Annotated in this window: 15 protein-coding genes and 1 riboswitch; of the genes, 14 read left to right on the forward strand and 1 reads right to left on the reverse strand. The window is 54.4% G+C overall.

Features of this window, described 5'->3' with window-relative positions:
- Window positions 1-186: 186 nt before the first annotated feature.
- The 5 genes from H8B09_RS18420 to H8B09_RS18440 all read left to right on the forward strand — a co-directional run bounded on the left by H8B09_RS18420 (window position 187) and on the right by H8B09_RS18440 (window position 5,472).
- Entirely contained in the window at window positions 187-1,050 is an 864-nt protein-coding gene (locus tag H8B09_RS18420) for a DUF72 domain-containing protein (protein ID WP_191205005.1), read from the forward strand.
- A 51-nt stretch (window positions 1,051-1,101) separates the two neighbouring features.
- A complete protein-coding gene (locus tag H8B09_RS18425; protein ID WP_224753722.1) occupies window positions 1,102-1,932 on the forward strand; it encodes an aldo/keto reductase in 831 nt (276 codons plus the stop codon).
- Window positions 1,933-2,057: 125 nt separating this feature from the next.
- Window positions 2,058-2,486: an RrF2 family transcriptional regulator gene (locus H8B09_RS18430; protein WP_191205006.1), complete on the forward strand. Its 429-nt coding sequence runs from the start codon at window positions 2,058-2,060 to the stop codon at window positions 2,484-2,486.
- A gap of 89 nt (window positions 2,487-2,575) precedes the next feature.
- Window positions 2,576-2,887, forward strand: a complete 312-nt coding sequence (gene trxA, locus H8B09_RS18435; RefSeq protein WP_191205007.1) for a thioredoxin — start codon at window positions 2,576-2,578, stop codon at window positions 2,885-2,887.
- A 191-nt stretch (window positions 2,888-3,078) separates the two neighbouring features.
- On the forward strand, window positions 3,079-5,472 hold the full coding sequence (locus H8B09_RS18440; RefSeq protein ID WP_191205008.1) for an S-layer homology domain-containing protein: 2,394 nt from the start codon (window positions 3,079-3,081) through the stop codon (window positions 5,470-5,472).
- 146 nt (window positions 5,473-5,618) lie between these two features.
- Here the strand turns inward: H8B09_RS18440 and H8B09_RS18445 are convergent, their stop codons facing one another.
- Window positions 5,619-5,762: a hypothetical protein gene (locus H8B09_RS18445; protein WP_191205009.1), complete on the reverse strand. Its 144-nt coding sequence runs from the start codon at window positions 5,760-5,762 to the stop codon at window positions 5,619-5,621.
- A gap of 92 nt (window positions 5,763-5,854) precedes the next feature.
- On the opposite strand from H8B09_RS18445, the gene H8B09_RS18450 reads away from it, so the two are divergent.
- The 9 genes from H8B09_RS18450 (at window position 5,855) to H8B09_RS18490 (ending at window position 15,847) form a co-directional block, all read left to right on the forward strand.
- Entirely contained in the window at window positions 5,855-6,763 is a 909-nt protein-coding gene (locus H8B09_RS18450; protein WP_191205010.1) for a DUF6612 family protein, read from the forward strand.
- Window positions 6,764-6,861: 98 nt separating this feature from the next.
- Window positions 6,862-7,962, forward strand: coding sequence for a redox-regulated ATPase YchF (gene ychF, locus H8B09_RS18455; RefSeq protein WP_191205011.1), 1,101 nt, complete (start codon window positions 6,862-6,864; stop codon window positions 7,960-7,962).
- 208 nt (window positions 7,963-8,170) lie between these two features.
- Window positions 8,171-9,907 (forward strand): methyl-accepting chemotaxis protein, encoded by a 1,737-nt coding sequence (locus H8B09_RS18460; RefSeq protein WP_191205012.1) that lies wholly within the window; start codon window positions 8,171-8,173, stop codon window positions 9,905-9,907.
- Window positions 9,908-10,041: 134 nt separating this feature from the next.
- Window positions 10,042-11,115 carry a peptide chain release factor 1 gene (gene prfA / locus H8B09_RS18465; RefSeq protein WP_191205013.1) on the forward strand — a complete coding sequence of 358 codons (1,074 nt, stop codon included), beginning with the start codon at window positions 10,042-10,044 and terminating at the stop codon, window positions 11,113-11,115.
- A 49-nt stretch (window positions 11,116-11,164) separates the two neighbouring features.
- Window positions 11,165-12,118 carry a peptide chain release factor N(5)-glutamine methyltransferase gene (gene prmC, locus H8B09_RS18470; protein ID WP_191205014.1) on the forward strand — a complete coding sequence of 318 codons (954 nt, stop codon included), beginning with the start codon at window positions 11,165-11,167 and terminating at the stop codon, window positions 12,116-12,118.
- Window positions 12,119-12,422: 304 nt separating this feature from the next.
- Window positions 12,423-13,259 (forward strand): stage II sporulation protein R, encoded by an 837-nt coding sequence (spoIIR, locus tag H8B09_RS18475; RefSeq protein WP_191205015.1) that lies wholly within the window; start codon window positions 12,423-12,425, stop codon window positions 13,257-13,259.
- Window positions 13,260-13,438: 179 nt separating this feature from the next.
- On the forward strand, window positions 13,439-14,569 hold the full coding sequence (locus tag H8B09_RS18480; RefSeq protein ID WP_191205016.1) for an L-threonylcarbamoyladenylate synthase: 1,131 nt from the start codon (window positions 13,439-13,441) through the stop codon (window positions 14,567-14,569).
- 92 nt (window positions 14,570-14,661) lie between these two features.
- Window positions 14,662-15,237 carry a manganese efflux pump MntP gene (locus H8B09_RS18485; protein WP_191205017.1) on the forward strand — a complete coding sequence of 192 codons (576 nt, stop codon included), beginning with the start codon at window positions 14,662-14,664 and terminating at the stop codon, window positions 15,235-15,237.
- 22 nt (window positions 15,238-15,259) lie between these two features.
- On the forward strand, window positions 15,260-15,847 hold the full coding sequence (locus H8B09_RS18490; RefSeq protein ID WP_191205018.1) for a low molecular weight protein arginine phosphatase: 588 nt from the start codon (window positions 15,260-15,262) through the stop codon (window positions 15,845-15,847).
- A gap of 95 nt (window positions 15,848-15,942) precedes the next feature.
- A riboswitch (ZMP/ZTP riboswitch) is annotated at window positions 15,943-16,022 on the forward strand.
- Window positions 16,023-16,115: the final 93 nt, after the last annotated feature.

Below are 16,115 nucleotides of genomic sequence, written 5' to 3' on the forward strand. Positions count from 1 at the left end.
GGGAAGCACCACCTTCGGACAATAGTAGGATGACGTTCTGATTCATTCTATTCGGCGGAATGGGCACACATGACATGCAAATGCCGCACAGTTTCCTCTAGTAAACTTGAAAGGCCGCAATCGGTTCGAGTATATTCATGGAAGGAATCCGTTCTGAATAGTTGGTGTTAGGGGAGGGAAGCGAAGATGATCCAGATCGGACTTGCTGGCTGGGGCGATCATGATAAGCTGTATGCGGCGCCTGGCGCAGCGAAGAACAAACTGGGCGTCTATAGCAGCTTATTCCCTGCCGTTGAGGTGGACAGCACGTTTTATGCCGTTCAACCGGAGCGAACGCTCTCGAAGTGGACGAGCGAGACGCCAGCTGATTTTCAGTTCGTCGTCAAAGCCTATCAGGGCATGACCGGCCATACGCGCGACCGCATTCCTTTCCCAAGCGAAGGTGCGATGTTTAAGGCATTCCGCGAATCGCTGCAGCCGATGATAGAGGCGGACAAGCTAGCTGCAGCGCTGTTTCAATATCCGCCATGGTTTGATTGCACGCGAGACAATGTAAGAGTGGTACGAGAAGCGAGAGCGCGGATGGCGGGCATCCCGTGCATGCTCGAGTTCCGGCATCGGAGCTGGTTCGAACCTGACATGCAGGAGCGGACGCTTGATTATATGAGGCGGGACGATTGGATTCACAGCGTCTGCGACGAGCCGCAGATCGGCGCAGGATGTGTTCCGATTGTCGAGGCCGCGACTGATGAGAAACTGACGCTCGTTCGATTTCATGGCAGGCATGCCGAGGGCTGGCTGTCAGGCAACGCGCCGAACTGGCGCGATGTCCGCTATCTATACCGGTACAGTGAAGCCGAACTTGCCGAGTGGGCAGAACGTCTCCTCCGATTGGAGCGGCTCTCGGAGCGGGTAATCGTTATTTTTAACAACAACTCAGGCGGAGATGCGGCGGATAACGCCCGTCAGCTTATGGCGATGCTCGGACAACCCGTGCCGCCGCTGCCGAAGCCGGAGGAGCCGGACGCGGAGCAGCTTAGTTTGTTCTAGCGGTCCGGCATTGCGTAAAGGACTACATACATGAATGGGAGATGGACAACGATGAGCATTCCGAAGCATATTGCAGATACAGCAACGCTGAACAATGGCGTTCGCATGCCTTGGCTTGGACTTGGCGTCTGGCAGGCGCAAGACGGGGAGCAAGTCGTGAACGCGATTCACGCTGCCGTCGAGATCGGATACCGCAGTATCGATACGGCTTCCTTCTACCACAATGAAGAAGGTGTTGGCCGTGCGATCCGGGAGTGCGGCATTAACCGGGATGAGCTGTTCGTAACGACGAAGGTGTGGAACGATGACCAAGGCTACGACGCGACGTTGAAGGCATTCGAGATCAGCCGCAGCAAGCTGGGGCTTGATGTCATTGATCTGTATCTGGTGCACTGGCCAGTGACGGGCAAGTTCGTGGATACATACCGCGCCCTGGAGAAGCTGTATCGGGATGGCAGCGTGCGAGCGATCGGCGTCAGTAACTTCCTGGAGCCGCAGCTTAAGGAGTTGCTCGCGAACTGTGAAGTGGTGCCTGCGGTTAATCAGATCGAGTTCCATCCGCTGCTGACACAGCCATCGCTGCAGACGTTGTGCCGGGAGAAGGGGATTCAGCTTGAGGCATGGAGCCCGCTTATGCAGGGCAACCTTGATCAGCCGCTGCTGACGGAGCTGGCAGACAAATACGGCAAATCGCCGGCGCAAATTATTCTTCGTTGGGATCTGCAGCGTGGCGTGATGACGATTCCGAAGTCGGTGACGCCGTCGCGTCTCGCGGAGAACGCGGCAATATTCGATTGGGCGCTGACGGAAGAGGATGCAGCCGCAATCGATGCCCTCGATGAAGGACGCCGCTTCGGTCCAGACCCTCTAACGTTCGTTTAGGATTTGGTGCGCGGCCAACTCGCATATTACAGGCGTTGTGGAAGCACCATATAGGTTGCCGCCGGCTTGACAGAGTTAACTGTAACTGATATCATTACAGTATGAAGCGGGGTGGCAACCAGTAAATGAACAGCGAATTTACGATAGCCGTACACAGTCTGGTTTATTTGGCTTATTTGCCTGATGGTATGGCCTCAAGCGAGATGTTGGCCGATAATGTCGGCACGCATTCCGCACGGATCCGCAAGGTAATGAGCATTCTGCGCAAGTCAGGATACGTTGCGACGCGCGAAGGCGCGGGCGGCGGATATCGACTTACAGCGGAGCCTGACAAGGTAACGCTTGGCGATATTTATCGCGTCATGGCTCTAGGGTCGCTCATGCCGAGCTGGTGCTCAGGCAACCCAGACATGGATTGTGTTGTCGGATCGAACATGAAGGAAGTCATGTTCGGCATCTTCTGCACCGCAGAGAAGCATCTGGAGTCTCATTTTGACGCCATTACGATTCGTGATGTGCTCGGACAGATTCGGGAATGCAGCGACTGCGGGTGACGAGAGGCGCGGCCGGCGGCTGAAGGAATAAGCGGTATGACGGGTAACCCCCATTCCATACAAGATATCAAGGAGAGGAATGATACAATATGGCAGTTACATTGACTAAAGAAAACTTCACGCAAAGCATCGAGAACGGCGTGTCCCTCGTAGATTTCTGGGCGCCATGGTGCGGCCCTTGCAAAATGCAGCTTCCTATCGTTGAGGAGCTCGCAACGGAGCTTGAAGGTCAAGCTACGATCGGCAAAATCAACGTTGACGAACAACCTGAACTGGCTTCCCAATTCGGCGTAATGAGCATCCCGACGCTGATCCTGTTCAAGGACGGCCAGCCGGTCGACAAGCTCGTTGGTCTTCAATCCAAAGATTCGCTGAAAACGAGAATTTCGAACAACCTGTAAGGTTGACGTATTCCGCATAGCATCAGCAAGAACCTTCATTTTGCTCGCAAGAGCAGAGTGGAGGTTTTTTTTGTGTAAAAAATTACGTGGTTTCCAGCAACTATTTCCACCTATCTCGCGTTGAAATAATCAGATTGGAACGTAAAGCGGTTATTTCCAGCGGTACCGATAATACGGGAGGGGAAATGTTAATGTCCACGAAGTCCAATAAGAATAAGAAGCGGGCGATGCGCTCGCGTAAGCTCGTTGCACTGGCAACAGCTGCAGCGCTAACGCTGTCACTGCCTGCAGGCGCATTCGCAGCGACGAATGCCTCAGCGTCAACGTCGGCTGTGAGCTCTGATGCAGCCGTTTCAACTACATCATCAGCAGAAGGGATCCCAACGGTCGATCCAGTTAATGTCAAGCTTGATGCGGCGATCACGAAGTCGCAAGCGATTGCGCTCGCTCAGAAATATGTCAGCATCCCAGCAACCTATAAACTTCAAAGCGCGAGCTTGTCTTCGTCCTTCCGCACGAGCGGCCTGTACAGCGTGTGGAGCTTGAGCTATACGTATCAAGTGAAGGAGCGTACGCTCGGCAATATCAATGTGACGATCGATGCGGATAACGGCGAGTTGATCGGCTATAACAGCAATACGGATACGTCGAATGTGAAGCCTGTATATCCGCCGAAGGTTGACCGTGATCAGGCGGCTAAGGTGGCGCAATCGTTCATAGCGAAGGTCGCTGCCGCTTACAAGGATCAAGTTCAGTTGGATCCGTATATTGGCGTGGATGAGAAGCCTCCGTTGACGGGGCAGGTTGTTCATACGATCCGATTCGACCGAATCGTGAACGGCATTCCATTCGTCGAGAACTACATCGATATGCAGGTGGACGGCGAAGGGCATGTGCTCAGCTTCAACCGCTATTGGGACAGCTCCGTCACGTTTGATAAAGCTGCTGCTGCAATCTCAAGCGACGATGCAGCCGTTAAGCTGCAAGCCGCATTGAAACCAACGCTCGGGTACATCATTCCTTATCAAATGAAGCCGCGCAAACCGTTGCTCGTCTACAACGGTGCACCTGTCGCCATTTCTGCGATCACAGGCGAGAAAGTGGGCAATTCGGTCGCGCCGGCTAAGGAGACGCAGGTTAGCGCGAAGCCGCTTGGCAATAAGCCATCGGCAAATGGATCGTTGACGAAGGAGCAGGCAGCAGCTAGGGTTGATGCGGCATTCGGCATACCGAAGGATGCGAAACTCACGGACTCCCAGTACGGCGAATACGCGGATGAATCGACGGGCAAGAACAGTTCCTATTGGTCGCTTTCTTATTCCGTGGACAATGCTGACGGGAAGAACGTGCGGTCCATCTACGCGCAGGTCGATGCGCAAACAGGTGAAATTCGCAATTACTCGGGTTATAACTCGGCGAATACAGGATCAGGCGTATCATACGCCGCTGCTCGCACGAAGGCGATTGAGGTGCTTGGCCAACAACTCGGATGGCTCGCGGACCAATATTACCTCATGGAGTATGATACGTCCAACTATGAAGGCAAGAAGCCGGAACAGATCGGCAGCTACTACTTTAATGCGATTCGTAAAGTGAACGGCGTGCCCGTTGACAGCGAGTCTGTACAAGTATCGATTAATGCATACGATGGTTCGGTCGAGAATTATTGGTCGAATACGTCCGGCTTCGAATATCCAGCCACGGCGCCTGTTGTTATTGGAGACGAGAAGGCTGCGGATGCTTGGATGGATTATTACCGTGTCCAACTGACGTATCAATCGGATTATAACTACTATTGGGACGGACAGCCGATTCCAATTGAGAAATATAAGGTTCTGATTGCGGCTGGCGAGATTAAGCCGGATGAGGTGAAATCGAAGGGCGAAGCGAAGCTGGTATACCAACTCGTGCCGCGGTATAACCTCGACGAGAACGTGACGCTTGATGCAGTAACGGGTAAGTGGATTAATTCCAATGACGGTACGGTAACGACGCTGGCGCGTCAGACAGCGACCGACATTGAAGGCCACTGGGCACAGCGTGAGTTGGAGCTGATGGTTGCGTACAAAGCGCTTGATCTGCAGGATGGCAAAGTAAATCCGAATGCCGTCATTACGCGCGGCGAGATGATCAAGATGCTGGTCCTTGCGATGAATCAAGGCACGCCGATTTACTACGCATCGGATTCGAAGGCAGCAGCCTCCTTCAGCGATGTTGCAACGAGTTCCAACTATTTCGCATACGTGGAGACGGCTGTTCAGCAGCAGTTGATCGATGTAGGCGACGGCACGTTTAATCCAGAGGGTAAAGTGGACCGCGAGGAAATGGCGGAGCTCATCGTGCGTGCGCTGGGCTACAATCCGCTTGCCGAGCATGACAATTTGTTCAACATTGCATTCTCGGATGCGGCGAAGGTCGAACAGAAAGGGCAGGCTGCAATTGCCGTTGGCCTTGGCATTATGTCGCTGCAGAATGGCAAGTTCCTGCCGGAGCGTCAGGTGACGCGAGCAGAAGCGGCGACGGCATTCTTCCGCTTCCTGCAGGTGAAGGCCGATCTGAAGGAAGCGCCGCTGCGCGATAAGTAAGACGAAGTCGAAGGCGAATGAATCAGGCTTGGCAAAATGAATCCCCGCTTGCAGCATTGTTGCCGCAGCGGGGATTTTGCGTGAGCAGCAGGTTTATCCACTAAGATGAAAAGCATTGCGCCACCGTAGTGACGTCGCGTTCGTTACTAATCGGACTTCTTCTTTTTGCCGGAAAAGTTTGTGACGGATTTCGTATCTTCAATCGTATCGTTGACGAACGCCATATCCTGATTTTTGGCCTTCATATTCGTCGTTCCTTTGTAGTTGCCTTTATGCGATTGGTTTTCCATTGGTTTGTCGCACCTCCCTTTCGGGTAGTATCCCCTGTGTACCCTGGGACATTCTAAGTACAATGACAATGGAGCGAAGGAGGGACGCGGGCATGGGACAACGGATCAGAGCGGGACGAAGAATGCTGCTGGTTGGCACTGCGTGCATAACATTGATGATGACAATAGCTTGTTCGCCCGGCAAGAAGGAGGAAGCATCGACTTCTGGCGATGCATCGAAGCTGCAGCAGCAGCTTGAACAGGCGGCTGAGGCGGCAGCGAAGCCTGCAACCTGGACCATAACGATGAAGCTGAGCCAGAATCTGGATGAAGAAACGATGAATATGACGACGACAGGTGACGTCGTGCGTGAGCCGCTTCAGATGAAACAGTCGATTCAATCGGAGTACGAAGGCGAGAAGTCGAAGATGGAGACCATTTTGACACCGGATGGGTACTACATGCATGACTTGGCGACGGATGATTGGACCAAGATGGCAGCTTCGGCTATTCCGCAGGTGAAGCAGACGTTATCGGATTATCAAGTGAAGCCGTCAGAGCCGTTGAAACGGCTGGAAGTGTCCTCTGCACAATTGAAAGGCAGTACGAATACGGCAGGTCAGCTTCAATATGACTACACGGGGGACGGAACGGATGCAGGGGCCAAGGCCATTATAGACGATGTGCTGCGCGGTACGTTCGGCGGCGGAACGATGACGAAAGAGGTTGCGGATACGATTAAGGTGAACAGCTTCACTTATCAGCTGACGACGGATGCGACGACGAAGCTTCCGATGGATGTGAAGATGGCGATGGTGCTGTCGATCGAGTTTGAGAAGGGACATCCAACGACGCTTAACCAGACGCTTGATATTACGTACAGCGGCTGGGATGGCGGCCAGACGGTTACGGTGCCGGAGGCAGCCAAGAAGGCGGAAGAGATTACGCCGCCGACGCAGGATCTTATCGATGAACTGCAGCGTCTGCAGGATGAAATGGGGCAGCAGACTCCTGCTTCGTAAGGCTGGTATACGGGCAGTCGGCGGTAGAAGCTTTCCATGTGCGGCGTGCTGCGGTATAATGTCCAATATTGATAAGAGATTAGGAGTTGTTGTGCGTCATGGCGCTTTCATGTGGAATAGTCGGACTGCCGAATGTCGGCAAGTCGACATTGTTTAACGCAATAACGCAGGCCGGAGCGGAATCGGCCAACTATCCATTCTGTACGATCGACCCGAACGTTGGTGTCGTTGAGGTGCCGGATGAGCGTCTCGTCAAGCTGACGGAGCTCGTCGTACCGAACCGTACGGTTCCTACAGCTTTTGAATTCGTCGATATCGCAGGCCTCGTGGCAGGCGCGAGCAAAGGCGAAGGTCTGGGCAATAAGTTTCTTGCGAATATCCGCGAAGTAGATGCGATCGTACACGTCGTTCGCTGCTTCGTAGACGAGAACATTACGCACGTTGCCGGCAAAGTCGATCCGCTGGGCGACATTCAGACGATTAACCTGGAGCTGATTCTCGCAGACATTGATTCGGTTGATCGCCGTATCGATCGCTCCCGCAAGAACATGAAGGGCGGCAATAAGCAATACGCGCAGGAAGTTGAAGTGCTGGAGCGACTGAAGGAAGCACTCTACAACGACCAGCCAGCGCGCAGCGTCGAGCTGAGCGATGAAGAGCGTCTGCTTATTCGTGACCTGCATCTGCTGACGATGAAGCCGGTGTTGTATGCGGCGAACGTGAACGAGACGGAAGCAGCGAACTCGGATGACAATCCGTACGTCAAGATCGTACGTGAATTCGCAGCAGAGGAAGGCGCAGTAGTTGTTCCTATCAGCGCGAAGGTTGAGTCGGAGATCGCAGAGCTTGAAGGCGAAGATAAAGCGATGTTCCTCGAAGAGCTTGGCCTTGAGCAATCTGGCTTGGATCGTCTGATCAACGCGGCTTACAAGCTGCTTGGCCTGTACACATACTTTACGGCTGGTGTGCAAGAGGTTCGTGCTTGGACGATTCGCAAAGGAATGAAGGCGCCGCAAGCAGCTGGCGTTATTCATACGGACTTCGAGCGCGGCTTCATCCGTGCAGAGGTTGTTTCCTACAACGATCTGGTAGCCGCAGGCTCCATGAACGCAGCGAAGGAGAAGGGCCAGCTTCGCCTTGAGGGCAAAGAATATGTTGTGCAGGACGGCGACGTTATGCACTTCCGTTTCAACGTATAATCGATGCTTTTTGCATAGAACGAAGGAACAAGAATGCCATAACAGCGCGGTTTGCTGAGGTGGCATTCTTTTTTTGTATTCTAATTCATTCATTTTGTATTCCATGTAAACTGATTTGAATTATTTCAGAAATCACTAATTGAAAACGGTTGCAATGCCGTTATCAAGAGGAGATAGTAATTTTCGTACAACAGGGGGCGTTAACAGCATGAAGTGGTTTCGGAATATGGGGCTTGTGCTGAAAAGTTCGTTAGTGATGTCGGTTTTCATTATCGTGGTAGTCAGTATCATGGTGGCAGAGAATAGCATGAGGGATAAAAGTACATATTTCGAGCATTTGAGCGATTCGGGACGCTTGATGGAGAAGCAGTACATGCCGGAAGAGGCGGGGATCACTGCTGCACTTGAGAAAATCAAGAAGAATCAGCCGTTTACATTAGCCAAGTCGTATCAGAAGCTGAATGAAATTACGGAGCTGTTGACGAAGGAGCTTAACGTTAGTCATGCCTTCGTGCTGGTGCCAGGCGGGCAAGACGGGGCGATGACCTACATGTTGTCTAGCGAGACCGATAGCGAGAAGGGTCCGAAGGCAGGCGATACATTTACTGCATCGAAGGAATTCCTTCGCAATTGGGAGACCGCCCAGAAGGACGGATCGGCCGTGTACGAGGCTAAACTGGACAACGGCGAAGAGTGGATCACCTATTTGCAGCCGATCCTGAATAACAACGGGGATACGATTGCGTTGTTCCAGCTCGATTTTGATCCATCTCATATGCAAGAGCAGTTGAATACAATGATGAAGAGCGAAGCAGTCATTGCGGTCAGCATAGAGGTCATTGGTATTCTGCTTATTGTGCTGTTCCTTCGCAGAATGCTTGCTCCGCTCAAACGTCTGGCGCGTTTGGCGGAACAGGCGGCGGGCGGCGATCTGACCGTATCCGTGGATGTGCGTTCCAATGACGAGATTGGTCGTTTGTCCACGGCGTTCAACGGCATGATCTCGAATTTGAACGGACTCATTCATAGCGTCCAAACGTTGTCGCAGACGGTGAATAACAATGCGGAATCGGTCCATCACAATGCAGGCGATTCTTCGTCGCAGACGCGCATCGTTGCAGATGCGGTACGCGAGGTGGCGGCAGGCTCGGAGCAACAGCTGCAGAGCTCGAAGGAAAGCCAACGCGCGATGATGGAGATTACGATCGGCATTCAGCGGATTGCGGAATCGGCATCGGCGGTTGCGGACCTCGCGCAGGATACATCGGAGAAATCGACGACAGGCGGCGAACGGATCGATAGCACCGTTGCGCAGATGAATACGATCGAGGGCCGGCTTGTTCAGGCGGCGGCGGAAGTACAAGAGCTGCAAGCGGGGAATCGCAGTATTCGTGAGGCCATGGATCTCATTGGCGATATCGCGACGCAGACTCATTTGCTTGCCTTGAACGCGTCGATTGAAGCGGCGCGCGCAGGCGAGCAGGGCAAAGGTTTTGCTGTAGTTGCGCAAGAGATTCGCAAGCTTGCGGAGCGGGCAGGCGAGTCTTCCCAACAGGTAAGCGATATGCTGGGCAGCATTGTGCTTCGTACGAACGCAATGGCGCATTCGGTTACGAACTCCCTGCAGGAAGCGCAGGAAGGAATGGTTATCGCGGCAGAGGCAGGCGAAGCGTTCCGCGGAATCGAAGAAGGCATTCGTACGCTGGTCAGCCAGATGCAGGAAGTTTCCGCATCCACCGAGGAGATGTCAGCGGGCAGCGAACAGATCGCTGCATCACTGGATGAACTGGAACGGATCGCAGAACATGCGGCTAATCAAGCCTCATCAGCGTCCAATGCAGCTGAACGTCAGCTTGAACTGATGGGAGAGGTCGAAGGGGCATCAGAGTCGATGAAATCCGCTGCAGGCGAGCTTACGGCAGCGGTGCAGTCCTTTAAAGTGTAGTCAGGCGGCCATTTGGTCACAGTTCCGTCTCTTTCCACGAGCAAAACAGTTTATGAAGATGCGGTGTTGTGCTATAATTGTCGGATGAATACAAAGTTCCGGCTGTGCCCGGGCTTTATAGGGGTGAATGTACGGTGATAGACCGGTTATCTGTACTAGCCGACCGTTATGAGAAATTGAGCGAGCTGCTCTGTGACCCGGATGTTGCGGGAGATCCTAAGCGTCTGCGCGAATATTCCAAGGAGCAATCGAGCCTTCAGGAAGCGTATGAGGCCTTTACTGAATACAAGAACGTCAGTGAACAGCTCGACGATGCGAAAGCGATGCTCGGCGAGAAGCTTGATGACGAAATGCGCGAGATGGTGAAGCTCGAGGTTGATGAGCTGTCTGAACGCAAAGCTGAACTGGATGAGCGTATTCGCATCGTCCTGCTGCCGAAAGATCCTAACGATGAGAAGAACGTTATCGTTGAGATTCGCGGCGCGGCAGGCGGCGACGAAGCTGCTCTGTTCGCATCCGACTTGTATCGGATGTATACCCGCTATGCGGATTCGCAGGGCTGGAGAACGGAAATCATGGATATGAACGAGAGCGATCTCGGCGGCTTCAAGGAAGTTGTGTTCATGATTATCGGCAAAGGCGCTTACAGCAAGCTGAAGTTCGAGAGCGGCGCGCATCGCGTTCAGCGTATTCCTGCTACGGAGTCGGGCGGACGTATCCATACGTCGACGTCGACCGTTGCCGTTATGCCTGAGGTGGAAGAAGTCGAGATTGAGATTCATGACAAAGATATTCGTGTCGATACGTTCTGCTCGAGCGGCGCTGGCGGCCAATCCGTCAACACGACGAAATCGGCTGTTCGCGTAACGCACGTTCCGACGGGTATCGTCGCAACTTGCCAAGACGGCAAATCGCAGAACGAGAACAAAGCGAAGGCGCTGCAAGTGCTTCGCTCCCGTATTTTTGAGATTCATCGTCAAGAAGAAGAAGCGAAGTATGCAGGCGAACGTAAGAGCAAAGTGGGTACGGGCGACCGCAGTGAACGGATTCGGACGTACAACTATCCGCAGAGCCGTGTAACGGATCACCGGATTGGCCTCACGCTGCACCGCCTCGACTCGATCATGAACGGTGACATCGAAGAGATCGTACAGACGCTTACGCTGACGGAACAAGCGGAGCTGCTGGAACAAGAGAACAACCAATAATGCAGCTGCAGGCAGCGATGCCTGCGGTTAAGAGGGGCGAACAAGACCGATGACACAATCGGAGGTTACTTATCGACCCGGCATGACAATCGGAGAAGCCTGCTTGCAGGCTTCTTCTTTGCTTGCAGGGGTCGGTATCGGTGAGCCGCGTTCGAACGCCAACCTGCTGCTCTGCCATATTCTCGGCTTCACGAAGGCAGAACTTCTGCGCGATTGGCATGAACCGATGCCGGAGCCGCTGTTCGAGCAATGGGCGGCGTTAATCGCGCGTAAGGCGGCTGGCGAACCAGTACAGTATTTGATTGGCGAAGGATGGTTCTACGGGCGGCCTTTCACTGTAACGCCGGCTGTGCTCATTCCGCGTCCGGAGACGGAGCTGCTTGTCGAGGCTGTCATTGAGGCGGCGGACAAGCTATGGCCTGCCGCGGATAAGGGGACTGTACCATCGGTTGTTGACGTTGGTACAGGGAGCGGGGCGATTGCGGTGACGTTGTCTGCGGAGCGCACGAGCTGGCGTCTATTCGCGTCCGATCTATCGCCGGAGGCTCTAGCGGTCGCGAGTGGCAATGCGGCTCGTCATGAGGCGGCGGAACGCATCACGTTCGTGCAAGGCGATTTGCTGCTGCCGTTCGTACCGGATGGCGGAGGTGTTGAGCACCAGACCGATGCGGCATCTGGGCTGCGCATCGACGTGCTCGTCTCCAACCCGCCGTACATTCCGGCGGCGGATATTCCCAGCCTTCAGCCGGAGGTGCGCGACTATGAGCCGCGCCTTGCGCTCGTCGGCGGCGACGATGACGGCTTGGAGCCGTATCGGCGCATGTCTGTCCAGCTGCCGCAGCTTGCGCAGCTGCCGCGTATCGTTGGCTTCGAGCTTGGCATCGGCCAAGCGCAGGACGTGGCCGATCTGCTTCGCGCAATCGGCCATTGGGATGAGATCCGCATCATCGCCGACTACGGCGGAATCGACCGCCACGTGCTGGCGATTCGTCATGCGGAGTAAGCTGGTTTGTGGGGGATAGGGGTGATAATCACCTCTATCCTTTTATTTATGTTTATCTGTGCAGGATAGGGGCGGTAAATCGCCTCTCTATCCTGCATCAACACTTATACAAGTAACTTATCCGTCCTCACAATTCGTCCTTCTAACCACCCGCAACTAATTCTTCAAAAATGAAAACATCCTCTCTCTATTTTCATTTTCTCTACTAGGTTTATAGAGTCCCACCCTCGGACATACTGCCTTATAGATACGTTCCGGAACGCAAGCTGAAGCGCCGACGGGTGCCTGAGAGGGGCTTGTGTATATGATCCGCCATCATTCCTATTATTCGGTTGATAGTAACGACGCTTCTGTTTCTTCTTCTTCTAAACTCGCACAACCGCGGCGCCGCCGCTTCGCATATCGTCCGATGTATGGTTACTTGATTCTCGCTGTTTTCGTTATCCTCATGAGCTGGGAGCAGGTGCGCACCGACGCATCCGCGATTGAGGGAGCTATTCCGGATCAATCGATCCGACTTCGCATCCTGGCGAATTCCGATGCACCTGCTGACCAAGCAGTGAAACGCCATGTACGCGATGCGGTCGTCGAAGCCATGAACAACTGGGTGAGCGGTCCTGCGACAATCGACCAAGCTCGCGCAACGATCAGCAGCCATATGGGCGAGATCGAGGCGGTCATCGCTCACGAGTTGGAGATTCGAGGTTTCGATTACGGGTTCAAGGCAGAGCTTGCAATCGTCCCGTTCCCGACCAAAATGTACGGCAGCCGCGTCTACCCAGCCGGTGACTACGAAGCGCTCCGCATTACGCTCGGCAAAGGCGCAGGTCAGAACTGGTGGTGCGTATTGTTCCCGCCGCTGTGTTTCGTAGATGCAGCTACCGGTGAAGCAGAGCCGGCACAAGCAGAGGCCGCTGTCGACCAAGCAGATAGCAAATCGTCGAAAGCCGAAGGCAAGGCAGAAGCGAAGACAGCCAAAGCGGACACGAAAGAAGCGCCAGTCAAGAATGCCAAAGCAGATGGCCAAGTGAAGAAAGCAGACGATCAACAAGCACAATCCGGCCAAGCGCCAGAAGCGAAGTTTTTCCTGGTGGAATTGTTTGAAGCAATCATTCGTTTTTTCCATAACTTGTTTTCTTAAAAGCAATTTGCATTATCCTCGAAACTGCTTACCTGCCAGCAAATTGCTTGCATCGTAAGCATACACTCAGCATTCGCCATTTCCATTAACGAACCCCAGCCGGTCTGCCTAAGCAGCCGGCTTTCATTGTGCTATAATACAACTACAACATTAGTCGATTAATCGAGATACGAGGAATAATGATGACCATTCAAACATCCACATGGCAGGTGCTCCCGGGTGCTGACGACCGTGCATCGCAGGAGGCAATTGCCGAGGCTGCGCGGCTGCTGAGCGGCGGCGGCGTAGTTGCTTTTCCGACGGAGACGGTATATGGCCTTGGGGCAGATGCTCGTCAGACGAGTGCGGTGGAACAGGTTTTTGCGGCAAAAGGGCGCCCCTCCGACAATCCGCTTATCGTCCATATTGCGGACGAATCGCAGCTGGAAGGGCTAGTGATGCCGGTAGGCGATACGGAGCGCGCGCTGATGCGACGTTTCTGGCCGGGGCCGCTTACGATCGTCATGCCAGCTGTTCCAGGCGCGGTATCCCCGCGCGTCACAGCTGGCCTCGACACCGTCGCGGTGCGCATGCCGCAGCATGAAGTAGCGCTGCGGCTGATCGCGGCAGCGAACTGCCCGGTCGCTGCGCCAAGCGCTAACCGCTCGGGCCGGCCAAGCCCGACGCTCGCGGAGCATGTCCGCGAGGATCTGGACGGCCGAATCGACGGGCTTGTCGACGGCGGCCCGACGGGCGTCGGTCTGGAGTCGACCGTCGTCATGACGGAAGGCCCGGGCGTCGTACGCATTTTGCGCCCGGGCGGGATTACAGCGGAGCAGTTGCGGGAAGTTGTGCCGACTGTGCTGCTGGACGAGACGCTGGCTGGGCTGGACATGGCCAGCAGCGACCAAGTTGCGGAGGCTCATAAGGAAGCGGCAGCGTCCGAGCAAGCGGGCGCAGCACCGCGTTCGCCTGGCATGAAATACGCGCACTACGCGCCGCGAGGCACGATGCTGCTCGTCAGCGGAAAGGCGGAAGCCGTGCGCGACTACATCCAACGCGAGGTGGCTGCGGCAATGGCGCGCGGTGAAGTGACGGGGGTGCTCACATATGAGGAGCATCAGAATTATTTTACGGCGGATGAAGTGGTTGTCTGCGGCAGTCTGGAGAAGCTCGAGACTGCTGCTCAAGGGCTGTATGCCGCGCTGCGGGAATTTGATGTTAGAGGGGTGCAAAGCATCTGGGCCGAGGCTTGTCCGAGCGATGGCATCGGACTTGCGCTTATGAACCGGCTTGCAAAAGCGGCTGCGAATCAGATCGTTTATGTATGATGCAGAAACCGAATAATGATAATGATTACGTAATGAACATGAACGCCCGCTCGTCCGCATAAAGTGTACAAGAATGCGGCAGGACGGGAGAGATGAATGTGCATTGGGAAGCGAGTATGGGAGCTGGCCAGCTGTTAACACTGCTTATTATGGCGATTGCGCTTGGGATGGATGCTTTCTCGCTTGGCGTAGGCATTGGGATGAGAGGGATACGGCTTCGGCGTATCGCGCTTCTAAGCACCATTATTGCGTTGTTTCATATGCTGATGCCATTGCTGGGTATGTTCGCTGGTCAGTATGTAAGCGGCTTGCTGGGTGATGTTGCGACTCATGCAGCGGGTGTGCTATTGCTGCTGCTGGGCGGGCATATGGTGTACAACTCATTCAGAGGCGGCGGCGACGACGCGAAGGCCGTTAACCACAGCTCCCTCTGGGGAATGCTGTTGTTTGCTTTCAGCGTCAGCATTGACTCGTTCTCTGTTGGCGTCTCGCTTGGGATGTTCGCGCTGGATGTGATGCTTACGGTGCTGATGTTCGGCCTCGCGGGCGGCGTCATGTCGGTGCTCGGCCTGATGATTGGGCGAAGCGCTGGTCGGAGTCTTGGCGGCTACGGAGAAGCATGCGGCGGCGTCATCCTGCTCACATTTGGTCTATTGTTCGTGTTCTAACTGGAAGGGAGTACGACTTGCCTTGAAACGGATATTGTTCGTATGCACCGGCAATACGTGCCGGTCGCCAATGGCGGAAGCTATTATGCGCGATAGAGCGGCGCGGCGCTCGCTGGACATTGAGGTCCGTTCGGCAGGCGTCTCGACCGTAGATGGGATGGCGGTATCAGCGAATGCGGCTGAGACGCTTAGACGCAAGCAGATTGCTCATAACGGCACAAGCCGTGTGCTTGCAGAATCTGCGGTGCAGTGGGCGGATCTGATTCTAACGATGACGGCCTCGCATAAGCGAAGCTTGCTTGGGCGATTCCCGAGCGCGATGGAGAAGACGCATACGCTGCTCGAATATGCGTCACTGGACGAACAGACGGCTGCTAAGTTGGCCGAACTGGAACGTTTATATACGGAATGGCAGATGAAGCAGGCGCTTGGACAAGAGGTTACGGATGCGGATCGGACACGCATGATCGAACTGGAGCGTCAAATTCCCGGCTTCGATATCGATGATCCGTTTGGCGGTCCGCTGCACGTATATGAGAGCTGCGCGGCACAGATCGAGGAAGCGGTGGAGAAGCTGCTGGATAGACTTGCGAAAGACGGCCATTCGTAGTCCAGTCGATCTGGAAAGTGCGCTGTTGCGCTGATTATGGGCTGTTAAGGATTGATTTTGGCTGCCGGATCAGGTATGATGAAGACAAATTTAACGGTTTCCGATGTAACTGGCGACGAAGTGGGATACCACGGTGGAGCATCGGAATATACGGCCGGTCGCCTGGGCAAAGAGCATCGCGCGTTGAGCGCGTTATGCTCTTTTTTGCTTTTAATCAGGTAATAATCAGGTGTTTGCTGGTGTCGATAGGTGTCGTGTATTGCGGGCA

Source organism: Paenibacillus terricola (assembly GCF_014779765.1).
GTDB lineage: Bacteria > Bacillota > Bacilli > Paenibacillales > Paenibacillaceae > Paenibacillus_T > Paenibacillus_T terricola.